At 60.3% G+C, this 19,655-nt stretch carries 14 protein-coding genes; 6 read left to right on the top strand and 8 right to left on the bottom strand.

Translation table 11 applies throughout. From position 1 onward, the window contains the following. Both IVB36_RS39765 and IVB36_RS39770 read right to left on the bottom strand, forming a co-directional pair. On the bottom strand, window positions 1–837 hold an 837-nt coding region (locus IVB36_RS39765), incomplete at its 3' end, for an IS110 family transposase (RefSeq protein WP_247395169.1). A gap of 198 nt (window positions 838–1,035) precedes the next feature. Continuing rightward, window positions 1,036–2,067, bottom strand: coding sequence for an IS110 family transposase (locus IVB36_RS39770; RefSeq protein ID WP_247395170.1), 1,032 nt, complete (start codon window positions 2,065–2,067; stop codon window positions 1,036–1,038). Between the two features lie 214 nt (window positions 2,068–2,281). On the opposite strand from IVB36_RS39770, the gene IVB36_RS39775 reads away from it, so the two are divergent. Both IVB36_RS39775 and cysK read left to right on the top strand, forming a co-directional pair. Beyond that, complete coding sequence (locus tag IVB36_RS39775) at window positions 2,282–3,307, top strand: IS110 family transposase (protein ID WP_247395171.1); 1,026 nt, start codon at window positions 2,282–2,284, stop codon at window positions 3,305–3,307. A gap of 666 nt (window positions 3,308–3,973) precedes the next feature. After that, entirely contained in the window at window positions 3,974–5,023 is a 1,050-nt protein-coding gene (gene cysK / locus IVB36_RS39780; RefSeq protein ID WP_247395172.1) for a cysteine synthase A, read from the top strand. A gap of 498 nt (window positions 5,024–5,521) precedes the next feature. Here the strand turns inward: cysK and IVB36_RS39785 are convergent, their stop codons facing one another. After that, window positions 5,522–6,898 (bottom strand): FAD-binding oxidoreductase, encoded by a 1,377-nt coding sequence (locus IVB36_RS39785; RefSeq protein ID WP_247395173.1) that lies wholly within the window; start codon window positions 6,896–6,898, stop codon window positions 5,522–5,524. A 107-nt stretch (window positions 6,899–7,005) separates the two neighbouring features. On the opposite strand from IVB36_RS39785, the gene IVB36_RS39790 reads away from it, so the two are divergent. Beyond that, window positions 7,006–7,914, top strand: coding sequence for a LysR substrate-binding domain-containing protein (locus IVB36_RS39790; protein ID WP_247395174.1), 909 nt, complete (start codon window positions 7,006–7,008; stop codon window positions 7,912–7,914). Between the two features lie 360 nt (window positions 7,915–8,274). On the opposite strand, the gene IVB36_RS39795 is transcribed toward IVB36_RS39790, so the two are convergent. Beyond that, window positions 8,275–11,607 (bottom strand): adenylate/guanylate cyclase domain-containing protein, encoded by a 3,333-nt coding sequence (locus IVB36_RS39795; protein ID WP_247395175.1) that lies wholly within the window; start codon window positions 11,605–11,607, stop codon window positions 8,275–8,277. 727 nt (window positions 11,608–12,334) lie between these two features. Between IVB36_RS39795 and IVB36_RS39800 the strand changes: the two genes are divergently transcribed. Then, window positions 12,335–13,210 carry a site-specific integrase gene (locus IVB36_RS39800; RefSeq protein WP_247369502.1) on the top strand — a complete coding sequence of 292 codons (876 nt, stop codon included), beginning with the start codon at window positions 12,335–12,337 and terminating at the stop codon, window positions 13,208–13,210. A gap of 13 nt (window positions 13,211–13,223) precedes the next feature. After that, the gene (locus tag IVB36_RS39805) at window positions 13,224–14,423 is read left to right on the top strand and encodes an IS91 family transposase (protein ID WP_247395177.1); all 1,200 of its coding nucleotides are present in this window, start codon (window positions 13,224–13,226) and stop codon (window positions 14,421–14,423) included. Between the two features lie 765 nt (window positions 14,424–15,188). On the opposite strand, the gene IVB36_RS39810 is transcribed toward IVB36_RS39805, so the two are convergent. From IVB36_RS39810 to modA, 4 genes are all read right to left on the bottom strand, one after another. Further along, window positions 15,189–15,824: a transposase gene (locus tag IVB36_RS39810; RefSeq protein WP_247395178.1), complete on the bottom strand. Its 636-nt coding sequence runs from the start codon at window positions 15,822–15,824 to the stop codon at window positions 15,189–15,191. Then, window positions 15,751–16,188, bottom strand: coding sequence for a hypothetical protein (locus tag IVB36_RS39815; RefSeq protein ID WP_247395180.1), 438 nt, complete (start codon window positions 16,186–16,188; stop codon window positions 15,751–15,753). Before IVB36_RS39815 ends, IVB36_RS39810 begins: the two co-directional genes overlap by 74 nt. A gap of 375 nt (window positions 16,189–16,563) precedes the next feature. After that, window positions 16,564–17,526, bottom strand: coding sequence for an SAM-dependent methyltransferase (locus IVB36_RS39820; protein WP_247395181.1), 963 nt, complete (start codon window positions 17,524–17,526; stop codon window positions 16,564–16,566). Between the two features lie 67 nt (window positions 17,527–17,593). Next, window positions 17,594–18,370, bottom strand: a complete 777-nt coding sequence (gene modA, locus IVB36_RS39825) for a molybdate ABC transporter substrate-binding protein (RefSeq protein WP_247369508.1) — start codon at window positions 18,368–18,370, stop codon at window positions 17,594–17,596. A 233-nt stretch (window positions 18,371–18,603) separates the two neighbouring features. Between modA and IVB36_RS39830 the strand changes: the two genes are divergently transcribed. Next, window positions 18,604–19,434, top strand: a complete 831-nt coding sequence (locus IVB36_RS39830; protein WP_247369510.1) for a helix-turn-helix domain-containing protein — start codon at window positions 18,604–18,606, stop codon at window positions 19,432–19,434. Window positions 19,435–19,655 lie beyond the last annotated feature (221 nt).

Below are 19,655 nucleotides of genomic sequence, written 5' to 3' on the forward strand. Positions count from 1 at the left end.
CTTGAAACAGCTTCTATCGCCCACGGCGGCGACCAAGGCTGTTGCTGTCACAGGTCCGACGCCTTCGATTTTGCCGAGCCGCTGGCACTGCTCACTCGTACGGAAGATTTCCCTTATCCGCCGGTCATAGGCTGCAATGCGGGTATCAAGCTCGGACAACTCCTCTTGCAGTTCCCTCATGAGCGCTCGGAGCATCTCGCTGAGGTCGTCATTGATGTTTCCTACGATGACCGCGAGGCCACGCCGCAGCTGCGCGATGTCACGGGCAATGACAATCCCATGCTCGGACAGAAGACCGCGAATCTGATTGACGAGCCTGACTCGATCGGCGACCAGGCGCCGGCGAATGCGGTGGACGGCCTGTACCGCCAGCTGATCGGTTGATTTCGGTGGCACGAAGCGCATGGACGGACGACCGACCGCTTCGCAGATGGCTTCCGCATCGTTCTGGTCGTTTTTGTTCGACTTGACGTATGGTGTCACGAACTGAGGGCTGATTAGTCGGACCTGATGGCCAAGCTCCGTGAGCACGCGAGCCCAATAGTGTGCCCCGTTGGAAGCCTCCATGCCGACCAGGCAGGCCGGTAAATTGGCGAAAAAGCCGGCCACCGCATCGCGACGTAACCTCTTTCGCACAACGACTTTCCCGTGGTTGTCGACGCCGTGAACTTCGAAGACATACTTCGCCAGATCTAGACCTATCCGAACGACCTGCATAACATCCTCCTTCGCTGCAGTTGACGCTTGAGATTCCACCGCGGCAAGGGCGGGGTCCATACCATTGGCTCCGGGTTGGCAAGGAGAATCTTCACTTGCGGCGTTGGTCGGAGCAGCCATGTGTTCGGCCTTCTTGTGCGGTACTCATCACCGCTGGCCATAATGCCCTCCGCGGATCAGGTCCCGATCAAAAGCACGCATTCGAAGATGCCCTGGCCCATGTGGGTTGTCCTGATCGCCGGATCGACCGGCGCTGCATTAGTGCTGTTCGCCCTTCCAACCGTTACGTCACAGCCGGATGACCGGCTGTGATCTCGTTCACGCCGTAAGGCCGGCGGGTTCCTTGTAGGGTTCGTTCCTGGCCATCATCGCCCATGACATCCTGGCGAGCTTATTGGCGAGTGCGATGGCTGCGACCTTGGTGGGGCGCCGTGCCAACAACGCAGTGAGCCAAGGCCGATGGCTTGTGCCATGGATCTTGGCATAGCGGATCACGGCGAGTGCGCCCGCTGTGAATAGGCTGCGTAAATAGCGATCGCCTTGCTTGCTGATACGGCCAAGCTTGTCCTTGCCCCCACTCGAGTTCTGCTTCGGCACGAGCCCGACCCAAGCCGAGAAGTCCCGCCCCGATCGGAAGGTCTTGGCATCGGCAACGCTTGCGACTAGCGCCGTTGCCAGTGCTGGACCGACGCCAGGGATCGCATCCAGTCGCTTGCTCGTCGCGTTTGATCGATGCCAGGCCATAATGCCCTTATCGAACTCCAGGATCTGAGCCTTCAGTCCCCGCAACTGACCGCCGAGAGCCGCAAGACACGCGCGGGCCACCTCCGGGACCCGGCGGTCGGCTGGATCGGCGACGACTTCCAACAGCTGTTCCACACCCCTGCGCCCGACGGGGGCAACAATCCCGAACTCAGCCAGATATGCGCGGATCGAGTTGATGACGGCAGTCTGCTGGCGAATGAAGAGATGGCGCACGCGATGAAGCATCAGACAGCTCTGTTGCTCGATCGTCTTGGTCGGCACGAACCGCATGTTGGGCCTTGTGACCGCCTCGCAGATAGCCTCCGCGTCGGTGCTGTCGTTCTTCTGCCGCTTGACGTAGGGCTTCACATAGGCCGGTGGCATCAGTCGCACCGTATGCCCCAACGCCTGCAGCTCGCGGGACCAATGGTGCGATGAAGCGCAAGCCTCGATCCCGACTAGGCACGGCGGCAACTTCTCAAAGAAGGACAGCACGAAACGGCGCTTGAGCTGACGGCGTATGATCACCTGGCCGGCTGTATCAACCCCATGCACTTGAAAGACCGACTTCGCGATATCCAGACCAATCGTTGAAATTGACTGCATAGGCTGCTCCTCCGAATCGTGGGAGCCTTAAACGGCGCCCATTGTTTGGCACTCTCGTGCCCGTGGAGGAGCCGTCCACATGGGGTAATCGCGGGAGCGAGTCGCCCCTCAAGCCGGGTCAACCGACAATGGAAGCTGGTGGCTGTTCCCCGATAGGATGGAAATACGGGCTCACGACCGGACGCCGGGCCCAAGCATCGAATGGAGAACAGCCATGGAAGAATATATCGGTCTCGACGTGTCGATGAAAGAGACGTCAGTCTCGATCCGCCGAGCAGGTGAACGGATCTGGCGCGGCAAGTGCGCATCTGATCCCAGAATCATAGCCGAGCTCATCCGCAAGCGGGCGCCATCCGTGAAACGCGTCGTATTCGAGACCGGACCGCTGTCGGTGTGGTTCTATCATTCTCTGCGCGCCGAAGGCTTGCCGGCGATCTGCATCGATGCGCGCCATGCTAAAGCGGCGCTCGATATGGCGGCGAATAAGACGGACGCAAACGACGCCGATGGCCTGGCGCAACTCACGGAAGTCGGCTTCTTTCGTGAGGTGCGTGTGAAGGGATTCGACAGCATGCTGACCCGCACGCTTGTCGCAGCGCGGACGCGGCTGGTCCGAATCACTACCGAGCTTTCCAACCAGATCCGCGGCGTCATGAAAACCTTCGGTCTGGTCGTTTCTGCCGGAAAGGGAAGCACCTTCGAGAAGAACGTCCGGAGCCTTCTTGCCGATCAGGACGGACTTGCATCGATCGTGCTTCCGATGCTGGAGGCCTGGCGTGGCATTCGCATCCGCGCCGCCGAACTCGGACGCCAGTTGGTCCAGGACGCGCGCCAGAGTGAGGCTTGCCGCATCCTTATGTCCATTCCCGGCATCGGTGCGATCACCGCAACCGCCTTCACAACAGCCATTGAGAGGCCGGACAACTTCAGGAAATCCCGATCTGTTGGCGCCTGGATCGGCCTGACAACGCGCCGCTACCAATCCGGAGAAGTCGATTATGACGGCCATATATCCCGACGGGGCGACCACCATTTGCGAGGGCTTCTGTACGAAGCGGCTGCGGTCATTCTGACGCGCAGCTCAACCGACAGCACTCTGCGCACGTGGGGTCTGAAGCTCCGGGAGAGGATTGGCTTCAAAAGAGCTGCCGTGGCCGTGGCGCGCAAACTGGCGGTTATAATGCATACGATGCTTAAGACTGGCGAACTCTTCAATCCGAATGCCGGAGCCACCGCATAAGCCCGATCGCGTTCAGAACCCGAACGCCCAAGGTGTCCCTGCCGAGACGTGAGCCGAGCCATTCCGCTGATGCTGTTGCACTGCTGACTCAGCAAAGTGCGTCGTCCACATTGAAGGCTCGTCCTGCGAAGCTCCCTCATGCGGCGGCTAATGCCGACCGCGAAGACAACCATGCACCCGGCAGTGTCCCCTGAACGAAATTATATGCTTGACGCCTCAGCAGCGATTAGACAACAGCATCAAAAGCGGCCAATCGGCTATCCGTCGTGGCGCCCATTTTTGTTTGAAAAAACTTGGTTCGCCTCTTCAAAGCGGCGGACGGCGCGCTCAAGATCGAACCGTCCTTCAGGAGGGTTTCCGGATCCCACTGGCTTCTATGCGTGGGGTCGAGAATCGCCCCCATACACATGAATCGCGCCCGTCAGGCGGGAATGCCAATGTGTGCCGCCTTGGTTTTGCATTTCGCCGAAGGCGCCTGAGTCGTCTCGTGACGAGCCGTTTCAGGTCATTTCCCCGACCCGAATCGATGCCGGCCCGGCCTGATGTCCGCGAAAGAAGCCGTATGCAAGCTCTGCCCGATTGCCGGAAAATTCAGTTCGGGTATGCTTTGCCGGTTAACCCGCGCCAGTTTGCTTTTCCCAGAATAAGTACGACACAGGAGGTAGCATGGGCCACAGATATCAAACCATCCTTGAGACGGTCGGCCATACACCCGTCGTGCGGATCAATCGTCTCGCTCCCACGGGAGTCAATTTGTTCGTGAAGGTTGAGGCCTTCAATCCGCTCGGCTCGGTCAAGGATCGGCTGGCTCTGGGCGTGATCGAAGCCGCAGAGAAATCCGGGGAGCTGAAACCTGGTCAAACCGTCATCGAGGCGACCAGCGGCAACACGGGAATTGGACTTGCGATGGTTTGCGCCGCCAAGGGGTACCCGCTGGTGGTCACAATGGCCGAGCCCTTCAGCATCGAGCGCCGCAAGCTCATGCGATTTCTGGGTGCGAAGGTCGTCGTGACGCCTGCGGCCGATCGGGCCATTGGAATGATCAACAAAACGATCGAGCTTGCCAAAACGCACGGCTGGTTCATGACGCGGCAATTCGAGAACGAAGCCAATCCCGACTTCCACTCCAAAACCACGGCGCTCGAGATTCTGGACGATTTCGCAGGAGAACGACTGGACTATTGGGTCACCGGTTACGGAACCGGCGGCACACTGAAGGGTGTTGCGCGGGTGCTCGCTAAGGAGCGCCCCGACACCAAGATCATCGTCTGCGAGCCCGAAGAAGCGCAGCTCTTGGGCAGCGGTATCGAGCAGCAGCGGAACCCGGATGGCACGCCGGCGGCGCCACATCCGGATTTCAAGCCACATCCAATGCAGGGCTGGACACCTGATTTCATTCCGAAGCTGACCGGGGACGCCGTTATGATGAAGGTCATCAATCAGATTCTGCCGATTCCCGGCCCCGATGCTATTCGATGCAGCAAGGAGCTTGCGACCAAGGAAGGCATCTTTGTCGGCATCACCTCGGGCGCAACCATGGCGGGTGCGCTGAAGGTCGCAGCCCAAGCAGAGAAGGGCGCAAATATTCTTTGCATGCTGCCTGACACCGGTGAACGTTATCTTAGCACGCCACTCTTCGCGGATGTCTCTGCCGACATGAACGAGGAAGAGCTCAAGATATCGCGCTCCACGCCGACTGCCCAGTTCAAGCCATAGTTGTTCGGGACGCAATCCTGCACTGAATCAGCTGAAAGTGGACATCACCGCATGACTTGGTTGGATCAAAAAGCCGCCGTAGTACGGTGTCTGCGACATGTCCGGTGTACTGCTGATCGCGACTGAATGGCGGAGATCGTAGGACGCCTTGAATGGGCCAAACGAAGACGTTTCGTGCTTTTCTCGCACAGATTGCTAACATGACACGGCGCTAGACCTTCGGTATCGTCCCTTAGCGAGAAAGCTCGAAATTTCGGAGGGTGAGAGGATGCCATCTTTCCGAAACCCCGCCGTTCAGTGAGTTCATTGATGCTGGCGACCACGATCTCGTCGGCTCGCTTTAAGTCGTCCATGCGAGCGGGTCGGCACACGACAGCCATTTTCGAGTCCTCCTTCGGGATCAGCACGCCAGACCAACTATAGAACCGGGCCGCAGCGTAGCGGCCTTCCACTGACATCCTGAACCAAGATGAGAGGGACGAAATGCCCTCACCTGGATCAGGCCAGCGGCCGGATGTTCTGATTCATGCGGAAGAAATTGTTCGGATCATACTTAGCCTTGATCTGCTGCAGACGCCGGTAGTTCGGTCCATATGCGGCAGCGACGGGATCGCCCACCTCGTCATCGTCGAGATAGTTGACATACCGACCGGAGGAGAAGAAGGGTCGCATGCCTTCGTAGGTTTCGCGTGCCCAGGAGATGCATTGCCTCGTATCGTCCGGCTGCATCCATTGCGCGAGTACCAGGAAGTTGTAGCCTTTCTGCCGATGCGGAAACGCCGTATCCCTTGCATCGACACGGGCCGCCGCGCCGTGGATGTGTTCGAGAAGCAGCTGCCCCATGGGCGTCGGGCAGCGCGCGAAACATTCGATCATGGTCGCAATCGCACCATCACTCAGCTCACTGAGGAAATTGGACTTCCAATAGTTGAGGGCGCCTCTGGGGTAGTTGGCATCGAGCATGCTGTTGAGCTGGCAATAGGGCATCGGCCCGATTGCGTCCACGATCGGAGCCCCGAATTGTTTCAGCGGCCGCACGGCTCGTTCGGCTTCCGCTGCCGGACCGCAATGGCTGGTGACCAAGGCAGCTACCTCTGCGCCGGACCCGTCGGGCGCGTGCGTCAGGGTTGCGAACAGCGTGTGCTCGTCCGGTAGCGATCGCGTGCTGGCCCGGAAGAATTCGAGCACGTCACGGGAGCGATCGATAGAGTAGACGATGGGGCCGCCGGTAATGATTGGCCCTACTGCATGAAGGTCGTATTCGAGACTGGTGGCAATCCCGAAGTTTCCGCCGCCGCCGCGGATGGCCCAGAACAGATCGGGTTCCTCTTGCTTGCTAACCTGCAAGACCTTGCCATCGGCGGTGACGAGTTCGACAGCGCGCAAATTATCCAATGCCAGGCCGTACTTGCCCATCAGCCAGCCGAGTCCTCCGCCGAGGGTCAATCCGGCGATACCCGTGGTCGAGACCACACCTCCGGTGACCGCGAGGCCGTGAAGTTGCGTCTCGCGATTGACATCGCCCCAAGTCGCCCCGCCCTGCGCGCGTACGGTTTTGCCGACAGCATCGACATGGACGCCCCTCATTGGGGACAGGTCGATCATTATCCCGCCGTCGATGGTCGCGCGTCCCGCGACGTTATGGCCGCCGCCACGAACCGCGACCTCGAGGCCGAGCTTGATCACAAGAGCGACGGCGTCCACGACGTCGGCCACACTGCGGCATCTGGCAATCAACGCTGGCCGTTTGTCGACCAACCCGTTGTGGACCTTTCTCGCCTCCTCGTAGCCCTCGTCCGTTGGCTTGAGCAGTTGTCCTCCGAAGGAGGCGCTAAGGTCGGCGGCGGCGCTCGCGACAGATGTGATGGACGACATGACACGGTCTCCTCAATTCAACTCGCTATATCTTCAATCGGCGGCCCTCTCGGAGCAAACCTGAAGAATTCAGGTGAAGATGAATTGGTTTCATCTAGACTAGCCGCATGCACAAGCTGCCGCCCCTGATCGAGCTCCGCGCTTTTGAAGCTGCCGCCCGCCATCTGAGCTTCAAGAAGGCCGCGGCAGAACTCGGCGTGACGCCAACCGCGATCAGCCATCAAATCGTGCTGCTTGAGCAGTATTGTGGCCGCGCTCTGTTTCGCCGCAGACCGCGACCTCTTTCGCTCACCGATGCCGGAGCGCGGCTGTTTCCCGCCATTCGCGGCGGCCTTGAGGTGTTTGCCGCCGCAATCGCGGCCGTCAGGCGGGATACCGACCAACAGCCTCTTCGGGTGACGACAACGAATGCTTTCGCCAGCCGCTGGCTCGTGCCCCGCCTGCCCGCGTGGCGGAAGTTGCATCCCGATGTGCCGCTGGAAGTCATCGGCACGGACACCGTGCTCGATCTGCACGCCGGCGATGGCGATGTCGCCATTCGTTATGCGACTAGCCGAGTACTGCCGACGGACGGGATCATCAATGATCTCTTCAGCGATACATTCTGGCCCGTCTGCAATCCACGTTTGCTTTCAACGGGACGCCTGAAGAGACCAGTCGACCTCGCAAACCACGTTTTGATTCACTCCTATTGGTCGCCGGCCGATCGTGAGCCGCCCACATGGCAGAGATGGTTTGCCGTGGCCCAGCGCAGGTGGCGCGAAGTGCCCCAATTCAAGGATATGCAGCACTTGAGTTTCCGGGAGGAACTGCACGCCATCGAGGCGGTGATCGCGGGGCAGGGAGTCGGGATTTTCAGTGATGTGCTCGTCGCACACGAACTCGCCGCCGGTACGCTCGTGAAAGCGTTCAAGTTGAGCTTGTCTGGCTATAGTTTCCATGTGGTCAGTAGGCCAAGCCATCCGCGCGCGAAGACCATCCGAACCTTCTCAGAGTGGTTGCAGTCAAATGCTTAATTCGCTTCTTCTGCGCCTTCGAAATGTTTGCTCGGCGTCAGAATGCGAAGAACTCAGCGTGGGCAAATCTCGTCCGCTGTGCCCGACTAAGCGGACCTCGATAAGGCGTGCGCCGATTTCGCTTCCGGGTTCATAAGCAGTCATTGCGAGTTTGGATCGGTTTTTGAATGCACCGACCCGCACTGAATGAAACGGTGCGAGCGAGAGCAAGTGCGGTGCGCGAGAGCCCGGTTGAGCGTTGGACCCGGGGTAGCCTGGATGACCCACATTGGCGCGGAGTCGTGGCGGCGCCAGCGTGGACCGGCGATGCGCAGATGCGGAGGAACAAATGTGAGCCGGCGAAGAGCTGAACAAACTGCATCACTTCAACCGATCGAGGAGCGCCTTTGCGTCTTTCAGGTCCGAAGTACCTAACCCCTCGGTGAACCAATTGTAAATTGGCGCGAGAATGTCGCGTGCCTTCCGTTCATGGTGTTCGGCTATTACCCGGGCTAACGCTGTGGCGGAACGGAGCTCAAAAAGTCTAGCTCCCTGCTGGCGGGCCGTTTCTATGGCCTTGGCCAGGCATTCTTCTACCATGTCAGTAGGTGCGCCCTCGCACTGAAACAACAAAGCGTCCAGCCGATCCATTTCCGCCGCGAGATAGTTTTCGCCAAAACTCGCGCAATGCGCTCGCGCGGCTGACAAATAGGACCGCGCCGCCACGGCGTGACCTTGCACGAGAAAACTCTCCGCCAAGCAGATCTCGGCGTGGGTAGTGTGCAGGACGGCTCCGGTTTCGTACCATCGCCTCACGCCCTGTCGCAGGAGATTCAGGCCGCCCTCGAAATCGCCGAGCTGATGAATTGCCCAGCCTTTGCATCGCTCACCGAGAGCCAGCCATTGGGGCATGCGGTGCTCGCGCGCTGTCTCAATGGCTTCCGATGCGAAGCGGGCCGTTGCCGCAGGCTCGTGCTGTGACTGAGAAACGTGCGCGGCAACGCCGAGCGCCCAGGCAAGGCTGTGCGCGTTATTTTGCTGGCGCGCATGCGCTACGGCCGCCTCAATCAGCCTCATCCCGGATTCGGGGAAACCCATCAAGATTTTTACCTGCCCGCCATAGGCTCGGCAAACCATACTTGGATGCTCGCCATAAATCGCGAATTCGCCCTCCGGAATTGTGTCGGCGATAGTCGCTCCCTGAGCAAGCATTTCGGCGGCCTCTCGGAATTCGCCTGCAATAAGTAGCGAGTAGCCAGATGCCCGATGCGCCACGGCGAGTTTTGCCGGATTCCCGTCTTCTTCTGCCAAGCCGACCAAGTCTCTTGCCAAAGCCGCCGTCCTCGGAAGCGGCTGGCGCATCAGGCTGGAATTCCATGCGATCCGTTGCGCGGCGAAGCGACTCTGCGACTCGTCGAGCTTGTCCGAAAGTTCCTTGGCCCGAACAGCACACTCCTCCAAACGTATCGACCCAAAGCCGTGGACCGCGATCAGGGATACCGCGAGAGCAAGCATCAGACCCAGCTCACGCTCATCGCGCTGATGGCTCGGCGGCAGCTTTCCCACTAAATCGAGCGCGCATCCGAAATGACCGACCGCCTCGTGATGAGCAGATCGGTCTGCGCTGCGCGCTCCGGCGCGTCTCCAAAACTCGATCGCGAGATCGACCAGGCCTGCCTGGGAGTAGTGATGAGCTAAAGTCTCTGGCTGCGCCCCGATCGTCTCCTGGAATTCTTGTTCGAGCACCTTGGCGATACGGGCATGCAACTCCTGGCGTTGACTGCGTAAAAGAGTGCCATAAGCCGTGTCCTGCACCAGGGCATGCTTGAACAGGTAGGTCGCACGCGGCGGCGCGCCCTGCCGGAACAGCAAGCCAGCCGCAATGAGACGGTCCAACGCCGATCCCAGCTCTGGTTCGCGCTGGCGCACCACCGAAGCCAGCAGGGCGTAGGAGAACTGGCGCCCGATCGCCGCCCCGACCTGCGCCACCTCCTTGGCCGCGCCGAGCCGGTCGAGCCGCGCCATAAGCGACGCGTGCAGGCTTGCGGGGACCGCCAGCGCCGGGGGCGGAACCGCGCTGGCTGTCCGCCGCGCTTCGCCCTCGCCCTCCGACTCCATCACAGCCTTGGTCATTTCCTCCACGAAAAGGGGAATGCCGTCGGTGCGCTCGATGATATCCTGCCGGATGCTTGCCGGCAGACCCTTGTTGCCGACAAGATGCTCGATTATGGCATCGATGTCGCGCTGACCTAACCGATTGATGGTGAGGGCGGTCACGTAAGACCGGCCGATCCAGGGTGGATTGAATTCCGGCCGAAACGTCACGCTCAGCAACACGCGCAAGGTCGGAATCTGGTCCACCACCCGACCAAGCACTTCCAGACTCGTCGGGTCGATCCAGTGCACATCCTCGAAGATCATTAGCACCGGATTCGCTCGCACTAGCGTCTCTAGTTGGGCGGCGAGTGCTTCCAGCGTTCGTTGCCGGCGTTGCTGCGGTGTCAGCTCGATCACCGGATAGCGGTCATCGTTCGCGAGCGACAGCATCTCGGCAAAGAGTGCCGCGTCCTGGGCTGACGTCGAAGTCTGCGCGAGCAGTGCGTCGAGTTTGTCGAGCTTCGCTTGCGGGGAGTCGTCGTACGCGAGTCCGGCGGCACGTTCCATCTGGTGGATGAAGGGATAGAGCGCGCTGTCGGTATGCTGTGGAGAACAGAAATAGCGCAGGCGCGTGTGCGGCTCGCCGGCAAGGCGTTCCAAAAGCGCAGCCGTGAGCCGCGATTTGCCAATGCCGGGCTCGCCCGAAAGCAACACGACTTGGCCTTCGCCGGCTTTTGTCTTCGACCAGCGCCGTAGCAGCAGTTCGAGTTCTTCTTCCCGCCCGATAAGTTCCGTCACCCCGGTCGCGTGAAAAGCCTCGAAGCGGCTTTCAACTGAAGCCGGTCGCAGTGCCGCCCAGGCATTGGCAGGCACCGGTATGCCCTTCAGATCCTTTACTCCGAGGTCCTCAAGCTCGAATAGATTGCCGAGCAGCTTGCGGGTATTTTCGGCAATAACGACCGTGTTCGGTTCTGCAATGCCCTGCAAGCGTGCCGCATGGTTCGGCGTCTCGCCAACGATTGCCTGCTCCTGAGCAGAGCCCGACCCGATCAGGTCGCCGACCACTACTAGCCCGGTGGCAATGCCGACCCGCGTCTGCAGTACCGCCCGGGTCTTTTGATTACTTACGGCACTCACCAACTCCAGCCCCGCGCGTACCGCTCGCTCTGCGTCATCTTCGTGAGCCTGCGGGTAGCCGAAGTAGATCAGCACGCCGTCGCCCATGAACTTCGCCACGAACCCGCCGAAGCGGCTCACAGTTTCGGCGACGCAGTTCTGATACGCCGAAATTACTTCGCGCAGGTCCTCCGCGTCCATGCGGGCGGAGAGCGCCGTCGACCCCACAAGGTCCGAGAACATCACTGTGACTTGGCGGAACTCGGCGGTATCGTTCGGTTGAAGAGTTGCAGCAGTAGGCTTGGGTGTTCCGTTGTCGACGCCATCCAGTTCGGCTATCGCACGTAGCATCTTGCGGCGATGGCCGAGCAAGACCCCGAGGTCCTTAAGATCCTGATCCGTCAAATCGCGGAGCACGCTGAGGTCGACACCGTTTTCGGCAAAGCGTTCGGCGTACTCGGACATGCCGAGCTTTTTAAGCCAGTCCGCAACTTGCTGCATGGCGGCCTCGCGCGGATTGTTTGCCCCGACCCAGCTTCGGGACCGGGGCGACAGTTGGCGTGTCAATCCGCATACGCGCGGCCAGTTTACCGCCCAGGATGGCCGGCATTCAATCTACCAATGGAGCCATCAGGGGCCGAAATGACAAATCGGGTCGAACTGAGAAGAACTCGGTGCGAGCACCACGTTGTCGGCTTTGCCGATGAACGCGGACATTTTACCTAGCCGGCGGCATGTCTCAGAAGAGGCCAGAAGGCGACGCTCGACCCATAAAATGCGCCACAGAGTAGTTCCGACCTACCCAAAAAATCACCCTAAATTGATGACGCTGTTCCGTTGTATGCTGCTCTGCACACTCGGGAACGCCGCTTGTTAACAATCATTGATTCTTTGTTTTGTCAGTGAGCTTCGAACACGATCGCCTTATAGCCGATCGTCATTGAAGGCGTGAGGCTTCAGGATGTCGGCGAACGCCCACAGTCTTTCTTCGTCGAATGTCTCTTTGGGTCATTCGCGTCGGTTTGGCGCTCGGATGCAAACTTCCGGTCTACCCCTGTGAGCCGAAATAAAGCTGCAGCACGCCAACGGAAGCGATGGGCCAAAGGACTAAACCGCTCGCGCGGTAGGGCACTGCGGCGGGCGTCGGGGCCAATGGGATAGCGCAACGGGGCGTCCTGTCTTGAGATCGAGGGGTTTCGACAACCTCACTCAAGACAGGAGCATCCCCATGACCGACCAGGCCATGAGCCCGTTACGCCGGCGCATGATCGAAGACATGACGATCCGCAAGTTAGCGCCAAAGACCCAACAAGGCTACATCCGCACCATCAGGGATTTTGCTGCGTTCCTCGGCCGGTCGCCCGACACGGCGAGCTTTGAGGACGTCCGGCGCTTTCAGCTGCATCTGGCGGCGAACGGCGTGCACATCCCGATACTCAACCACACCGTGGCTGCATTGCGGTTCTTCTTCAGGGTCACACTGAGGCGTTCCGACATCATCGAGCACACGACGTTCCTCCACGAGCCCCGCAAGCTGCCGGTCGTGCTCAGCGCGGAGGAAGTGGCGCGGCTGCTCGATGCCGCGCCGGGCCTCAAGTACAAGGCGGCTCTGAGCGTGGCTTATGGCGCGGGTCTGCGCGCCGCCGAGGTGATCTCACTCAAGATTGGCGACATCGACAGCAAGCGCATGGTCATCCGCGTCGAACAAGGCAAAGGACGTAAAGACCGCTACGTGATGCTGTCTCCACATCTGCTTGAACTGCTGCGTGCCTGGTGGAAGGCTGCGCGACCGCAGGGCTGGCTGTTCCCGGGGCGCGACCGCGTGCAGCCGATGACGACGCGCCAGCTCAATCGCGCCTGTCATGCCGCAGCCCAAACAGCCGAGATCGACAAGCGCGTCTCGCTGCACACCTTGCGGCACAGCTTCGCCACCCATCTGCTTGAGCAGAACATCGACATCAGGGTGATCCAGGTGCTGCTCGGTCACGCCAAGCTCGATAGCACGGCACTCTATACCCGCGTCGCCACCAAGACGATCCAACAAGTCATAAGCCCGCTGGAGCATATCGCCCGCAAGGTCGAGAGGGCTGAGCCGCCCGCCTGACGCGAGGCTCCTCGTGTCGCGTCCATCGCTGGAGGTCGCGGACATCTTCCGCGGCCACGGCCCGGCATGGCGCCGGGCCCATGCCGGCCATGTCAGCCTCAGCCAGTTGAAGGTGATGTCGGCGATCGAGAACTGCCGCACGGCAGCTCTCGGCGGCCATGTCGCGCGCTGCGAGGACTGCGCCCATAGCCAGATCTCGTACAACTCCTGCCGCAACCGGCATTGCCCGAAGTGCCAAGGTGCCGCGGCAAAGAACTGGCTGGCCGCGCGCGAAGCCGATCTGTTGCCGGTGCCGTACTATCACGTGGTGTTCACGCTGCCGGCGGCCATCGCCGATATCGCCTACCAGAACAAGGCTGTGGTCTATGGCCTGCTGTTCAAGGCTTCGGCCGAGACGATGCTGACGATCGCCGCCGATCCGAAGCATCTGGGCGCCCGGATCGGCATCACCTCGGTTCTCCATACCTGGGGCTCGGCCATGACCCATCACCCGCACGTCCACATGATCGTGCCGGGCGGCGGCATCTCGCTCGACGGCGAGCGTTGGGTGGCGTGCCGGCCCGGCTTCTTCCTGCCAGTGCGCGTGCTCTCGCGCCTGTTCCGGCGGCTGTTCCTGGAGAAGCTGATCGTGGCCCACAAAGCCAGCCATCTGAAGTTCTTTGGTGATCATGCCGTTCTCGCCGACCCGCAGGCGTTCGCGGCGTATCTGGCGCCGCTACGACGATCCGAATGGGTCGTCTATGCCAAGCGCCCGTTCGGCGGACCACAGGCCGTGCTGGCCTATCTGTCGCGCTATACCCACCGCGTCGCCATCGCCAACAGCAGGCTGATTGCGGTCGACGGGCACAGCGTCACCTTTCGATGGAAGGATTATCGCGCCGAAGGTCGCGACCGCCGGAAGGTCATGACACTGGCCACCGCCGAGTTCATCCGCAGATTCCTGATCCACGTGCTGCCGCAAGGCTTCCACCGCATCCGCCACTATGGGCTACTCGCCAGTGGCACGCGCGCCGACAATATCGCACGCGCGCGTGAGCTGCTCGCCGTTGCAATCCCTGACGGCCAGCCCACCGCTGCCGCCGCCGGTCAAACCAAGCCGAGTTGTCCATGCTGCGGCGGTCGCATGGTCCTCATTGAGGTCTTCGAGCGCGGTGCCACGCCGCGGTATCGGCCGACAGCTCCAACGATCGTGATCAGGGTCGACACCTCATGACCGCGTCTCTATCCGGCAAATCTGCTTGTCGTACTCGCCGGCTCTCCACCGGCCACGGAAAAGCGCGCCAAGACATAAAGCTGCCGCCCCAAATCGTTCGGCAGTTCACGACGTTCCACCCGACTCGCCGCTCATTCATGAGCCGCTTTACCGCAGGCGAACTTGCTGAACCGGCTCAGCTCCAATCACACACCTCAGCCGCGGCACTCAAATCCCCATAGCCCACGCCGCGCCACCTACGTGCCCACTCCCGCGGTTTCCTTGTATGGGCTTTTGTCAAGGAGGCGGCATTTCAAGAGGCGATAGGTCGGCGCATCTTTTTTCCTTCGTCACTTTCTTTGTTCGATCTGAGAGCCGTTTCTTCGTCCCGACCCGCACTTCGCTTGCGCTGGCGCGCGCAGAAGCTGTCAAGGTTGGCCGTCGCGCGAATCTTACGACAGGCTCCACCGTTGCCAGGCCACACCTTGACAGCTTCGAGCACGACGGCACGGTTGGTGCGATCGGGATGACGATCGGAGGGGAGCCCGCTTGCGGGCGCGATCAATCGCGCCACAACCTTGTATCCGGTGGGTCCAAGGACCCGAACCATGATGCAGTCATGCGCATCGGCAGCGAAGCTCCGAAGCGGCGGACCCATTCTCCCTTTCGGCATTGAAGCCAAGGAAACGCGTCGGGACCCCGCCACCTCGAACCGTCATCGGCGATACCGTCACCAGCGGACGGACAAGGCCGAAACTGTTGGGTCTTCTTCAGTGACCTCCGTGTTTATGATGCCGGCCGCAGAACGACGCCGTCCGGCACTACGCCCTCCCGCACGAGCCGCCACAGGGCGATCAGTAGCTTGCGCGCCAAGGCCACGATCATGGTCTTGCGCGCCCCGCGGGCGTTCTCGGTACGGCTTCGAAACCACTGCGCCAAGACGCTGTCCTTCTGGAACCTGAGAAATCGCCACGCCAATTGGATCATGCCCCGTCTCACTCGAGCATTGCCGGAACGGGTCAGCCCTTTCTCCCGGCGTTTTCTGCCGCTCTCGTCGGGCGAGCCGGTGAGGCCGGAATAACGCGCTACAGCCCGTCGGTCGCGCATGCTTCGCGACAGTACCTCCTGCACCAGCATGTCGGCGGTCTCGACACCAACCCCGATCACCCGCGCCAACAGCCGCACCATTGCGTGTGGTCCATCACTGGGCGCTTGCGTGAGACGCTCCAGGCGAGCGTCCTCGATCTGCCGTATCTGATCGCCGACGAGCCGCCGGCGCGCCATGTCGCGACGCAGCTCAGCCAGGGTGTTGGGCGGGATCGGCTCGCCCTCGGGGGAGCGCAAGCCGTCAAGGCGTTCGGAAGCTTTCTTCAGCTTGGGATTGAAGCCGCGGATGCCGAGCCGGATCAACGCCGCTTTCATTCGGTTGACGATCCGTACTTTGTTCTCCGATGAGGCTCTCGCGCTCACGGTTGGGGCGCTTGGCATCTTCGTCCTTGATTGTCGGGATCGCGACCATCTTGCAGTGATCACGCTCGCCACGCAACCAGCCGAGAAAGCTGCGTTTGAGCAGTTCGGTGTCGAGACGATCGGTCTTGGCGCGCCGGTGCTCGCGCGATACCGCTACGCTCGATGCGTGAATGACATGCGCCTCGATGCCGCGCGCCCTGAGCCATCGGGCCAGCCAGAAACCGTCACGGCCGGCCTCGAAAGCGACCGCGATGCGTTCGATTCCGTATCCTTTCTTCTGCGCCTCTTCTCGCCAGCGATTGAGCAGTTTCAGCAAGGCGTTCTCGTCGACCTCAAGCTTCTTCGACGGCTGGCGTTCGACGCCAGGCACAATCCCGCAACGAGCCAGCTCGACAGGCTCATCTCGATCACGGCGATCAGCGTGCCGTCCGGTTTGAGGGACGTGAGGGATCGGCTCAGGTCGTTCAACTTCTGCATGAGGTGCTCCATCGGTTCACATCAGCGCCGATGAATGCCATATCCTTACCTTCCTCACCGCCGCCGTCTGCTGCATAGCATCTCCCTTGGAGGTTTGCGGACGCCGGCCCCGTGCGCGCGGCGACACCCTCATGGGGCCGGCATCCGAAAACCTTCACAGAACCGGAAGTCGAAATTCGCCCGAACGGTGTTCCAGCTTGGCTTTGGCAATGGACTATCGATGCGCCCGCACAATGTGAGGACCAGGTCCGAACACGATATCTCGCCTCAGGACGCCGTAGTACCGCTCGGCTATTTCGGGAAGTCCTAGATCTTCTATCACATTAAAGCGCTCGCCTTGCAGCAGTTGCAGCAGTTCGATCGGATCAAAAAAGCTGAGCCAGGGTTCGCCCCGCGACGCTGCCCTTGCGGCAGTTGCCATGACGCTGGCGCGGCGCTCAGCAGGATAATTCTGGAATGGTTCGACGTAGTCGAAAGCCACGGCTGCCTGCGGCACCTCGGAAATAAACTTCAATGTGGAGGAGACCGCATCTTTAGTCAGATAAGGCACTACGCCAAGCCATTGAAAAAACGCCTGCTCGTTCAGTTTGAACCCCGCTTTTACTAACCCCTCCGCGAGGCTTTCTCGTTCAAAATCTACCGGTGCGAAAGCAAGCGACGGCGGCTCCGCGAGACCTGCGGTCCTTATCTGATCGCGTTTCCACATTTGTGTCGAAGGGTAGTCGACCTCGAAAGTGCGAACGCCGAGATGAGCATAGGGATTTCGCAGCGAGAAGGTATCGAGGCCTGCCCCCAGCACTACGACCTGTCGTACGCCGCATGCGATGCAATCGCCCATCGTGTCCTCGGAAAACCGGCTGCGCGCTGCGATAAATAAACGCCAGGGCCGTAGCGAGTCGTTTGCAGCGATCTCGTCTAAGGCAGCGGCTGTCTCTTGGTCTATTATCCTCGACGCTAATGGATCTTTGAAGATCGCTCCGCCTTCTAGCTTTTGATGAATGGCACGATAAGCAGCCGCACCCCGAGCGGTCTGACTAGCTTGTCCATCGCGCATAATGATCTGTCCCGAAAAGGGTGCACGGCTCATGGCATCGTTGCTGCTCAAATTCAGCACCCTCGATAAGGGACTCTTGATGTCCACCTCGTCAAGAGCGCCGCCCGGCAGGGCCTTCATCATTTGTCAACGGAGACAAGCCACCGCCGTGGATCACCAACCGAGGTGCATCTTTCCACGCTGCACGACGCTATTCGAAACCCTTTGCCTTCAGAACGGTCCGGCTGGCGGGCATGGACAGGAATGCGACCAGCGCTTGTGCGGCGTCAGCCTGACTGCTACCTGTAATGATGCCTGGGGCGAACTGGGTGTAATTCTGTATATCTGGGGGCAACGGGGCAATAAGTTCGACGGTTGGTTGAGCCAAGATTTCGCTTACTTGATTGAAGCCGATCTCGACTTCCCCGCTGGCCACGCTCGCATACAGTGTTCCAAGCGTTGACAGTCTTGTCTTGGCCTTCATCTCCCCAGCAATCCCCATTCGTTCGAGCAAGTTGGCCACGTAGATGCCACTGGCACCTCCTCCGGCCGGATCGGGATAAGCGATCGCTCTTGCGACCAGCATCGTGCGTTTAAAGGCGTCGGCCGAACTTATATCGGGCTTCGCGGCACCCTTGCGCACAAACGCGCCAACACCGACCTTCGCGATAACGATGCGGTTCCCGGCCACGATTCTGCCCTGCGCTTCAAGCCGGTCGACCGTTTGGACCGAACTCAAGATGATGTCGGCAGCCTCACCCTTTTGGACGCGGTCCGCAACAGCACCAGCGGTTCCGTAGTCGACCGTTACCTTGTGCCCCGAGGATTTCTCAAAATCCGGTATGAGGGCATCAATTGCGGGATGCAATGCAGAGGCAGATAGAAGCTTGACCTCGGCGGCTTTGGCGGCAGCTCCCACAGTGACGCCGAGCGATACCAGCCCAATTGCAACTCCCGCAGAGACACTTAGTAAGTTGCGCCGGTTCATGGCATTTCTCCCTTGGACGTCTTGTTTCGCTTTCGGCGAGATAGGCGACCATCTAATGATTAGCACGTAAGCCTACGTCGCCCCGGGTTCTTCGCGCAGAGTTTGCCGCAACGCGCCGCGATGCAATGGAAAAGCGCAGAGAATTTCCACATCGTGGACACTTGCGGGGAGCTGTGCCACGGTAAGGTTGGCACCTCACCGGGGAGCAATATCGTTTCTTCAAGGCGCATCCCATGACAGCTCGTGGCTCTCGCCATACCGCCGGCGCCGCATCCGTCGATTTGCCGGGCGGAACGCAAAGCATTCAGAGAGCAGTGGCTGTGTTGCGGATCCTGGCAACTGCCCGCGAGGCTGGCCTAGGACTCACCGAAATTGCGAAACAGGCGGAACTAACTCGCCCAACGACACATCGCATACTGAGCGTCTTGATTGCGGAAGGCATCGTTGAGAGGCGACAAGGGTCTCAACGATATCTGATTGGCGAGCAGATACCACTGCTGGCGCTTTCGCGGCGAATACGGGATCCCCTACTCGATATCGTTAGTCCTCATCTGCGGGCTGCCGTCCGTGAACTTGGTGACACCGGCTTTTTCACACGCTGGGTGGGACTTGAGACGGTCTGCGTCGCAAGGCAGCTCGGAACCTACCCTATCCAGGCCCTCGCTTGGGATGTCGGTGAACGCCGCCCCCTTGGCGTTTCCAACGCCGGAATTGCGATCCTATCCAGCATGCAAACCGACGCGGCGCGCGAAGTGCTCGCCAAAAACCGATCGCGTTTCTCTCGTTACGGCCTATCGACGGAAGCAATCTTGCAGGAGGTTGCGGTGGCCCGATCGAAGGGCTTTGCAGAACGCGCAATATCCCTCATTCCTGGCGCAAGCCCCGTATCCGTGATGATCCGGTCTTCTTTTGGCATAGCTCGTGGCGCTCTTACCATAACGCCAACACCGCGACGGCGCTCGCCCGAACGCACCGAGGAGATCGTAGCTTGCCTTCTCAGGCACGCCACGGCGGTTGAATTTGAACTCAGCAATGCGGCCACCCTGCGACCGCCGCGCCGTTAGCTTTGCGACAAAGGGAAGCCGGCTTCACCAATGGCAACGCCTAGAGTTATGGGAGGCATGTCGGCAATGGGTCTTGGTCGTGTAAAAACGCTGTTGCATGACGCGGACCGGCGCGGTCGAATTCAGGCTATCGCGGTCCGATCAATTTGGGCAAGTTTTACGGCCGCTCGACCAGAACTCATCCTGAGGCAATGTCGGGGCTCTTTTACGCGCCCCATGAA

The organism is Bradyrhizobium sp. 35 (assembly GCF_023073215.1).
In the GTDB taxonomy this organism is placed as follows: domain Bacteria; phylum Pseudomonadota; class Alphaproteobacteria; order Rhizobiales; family Xanthobacteraceae; genus Bradyrhizobium; species Bradyrhizobium canariense_D.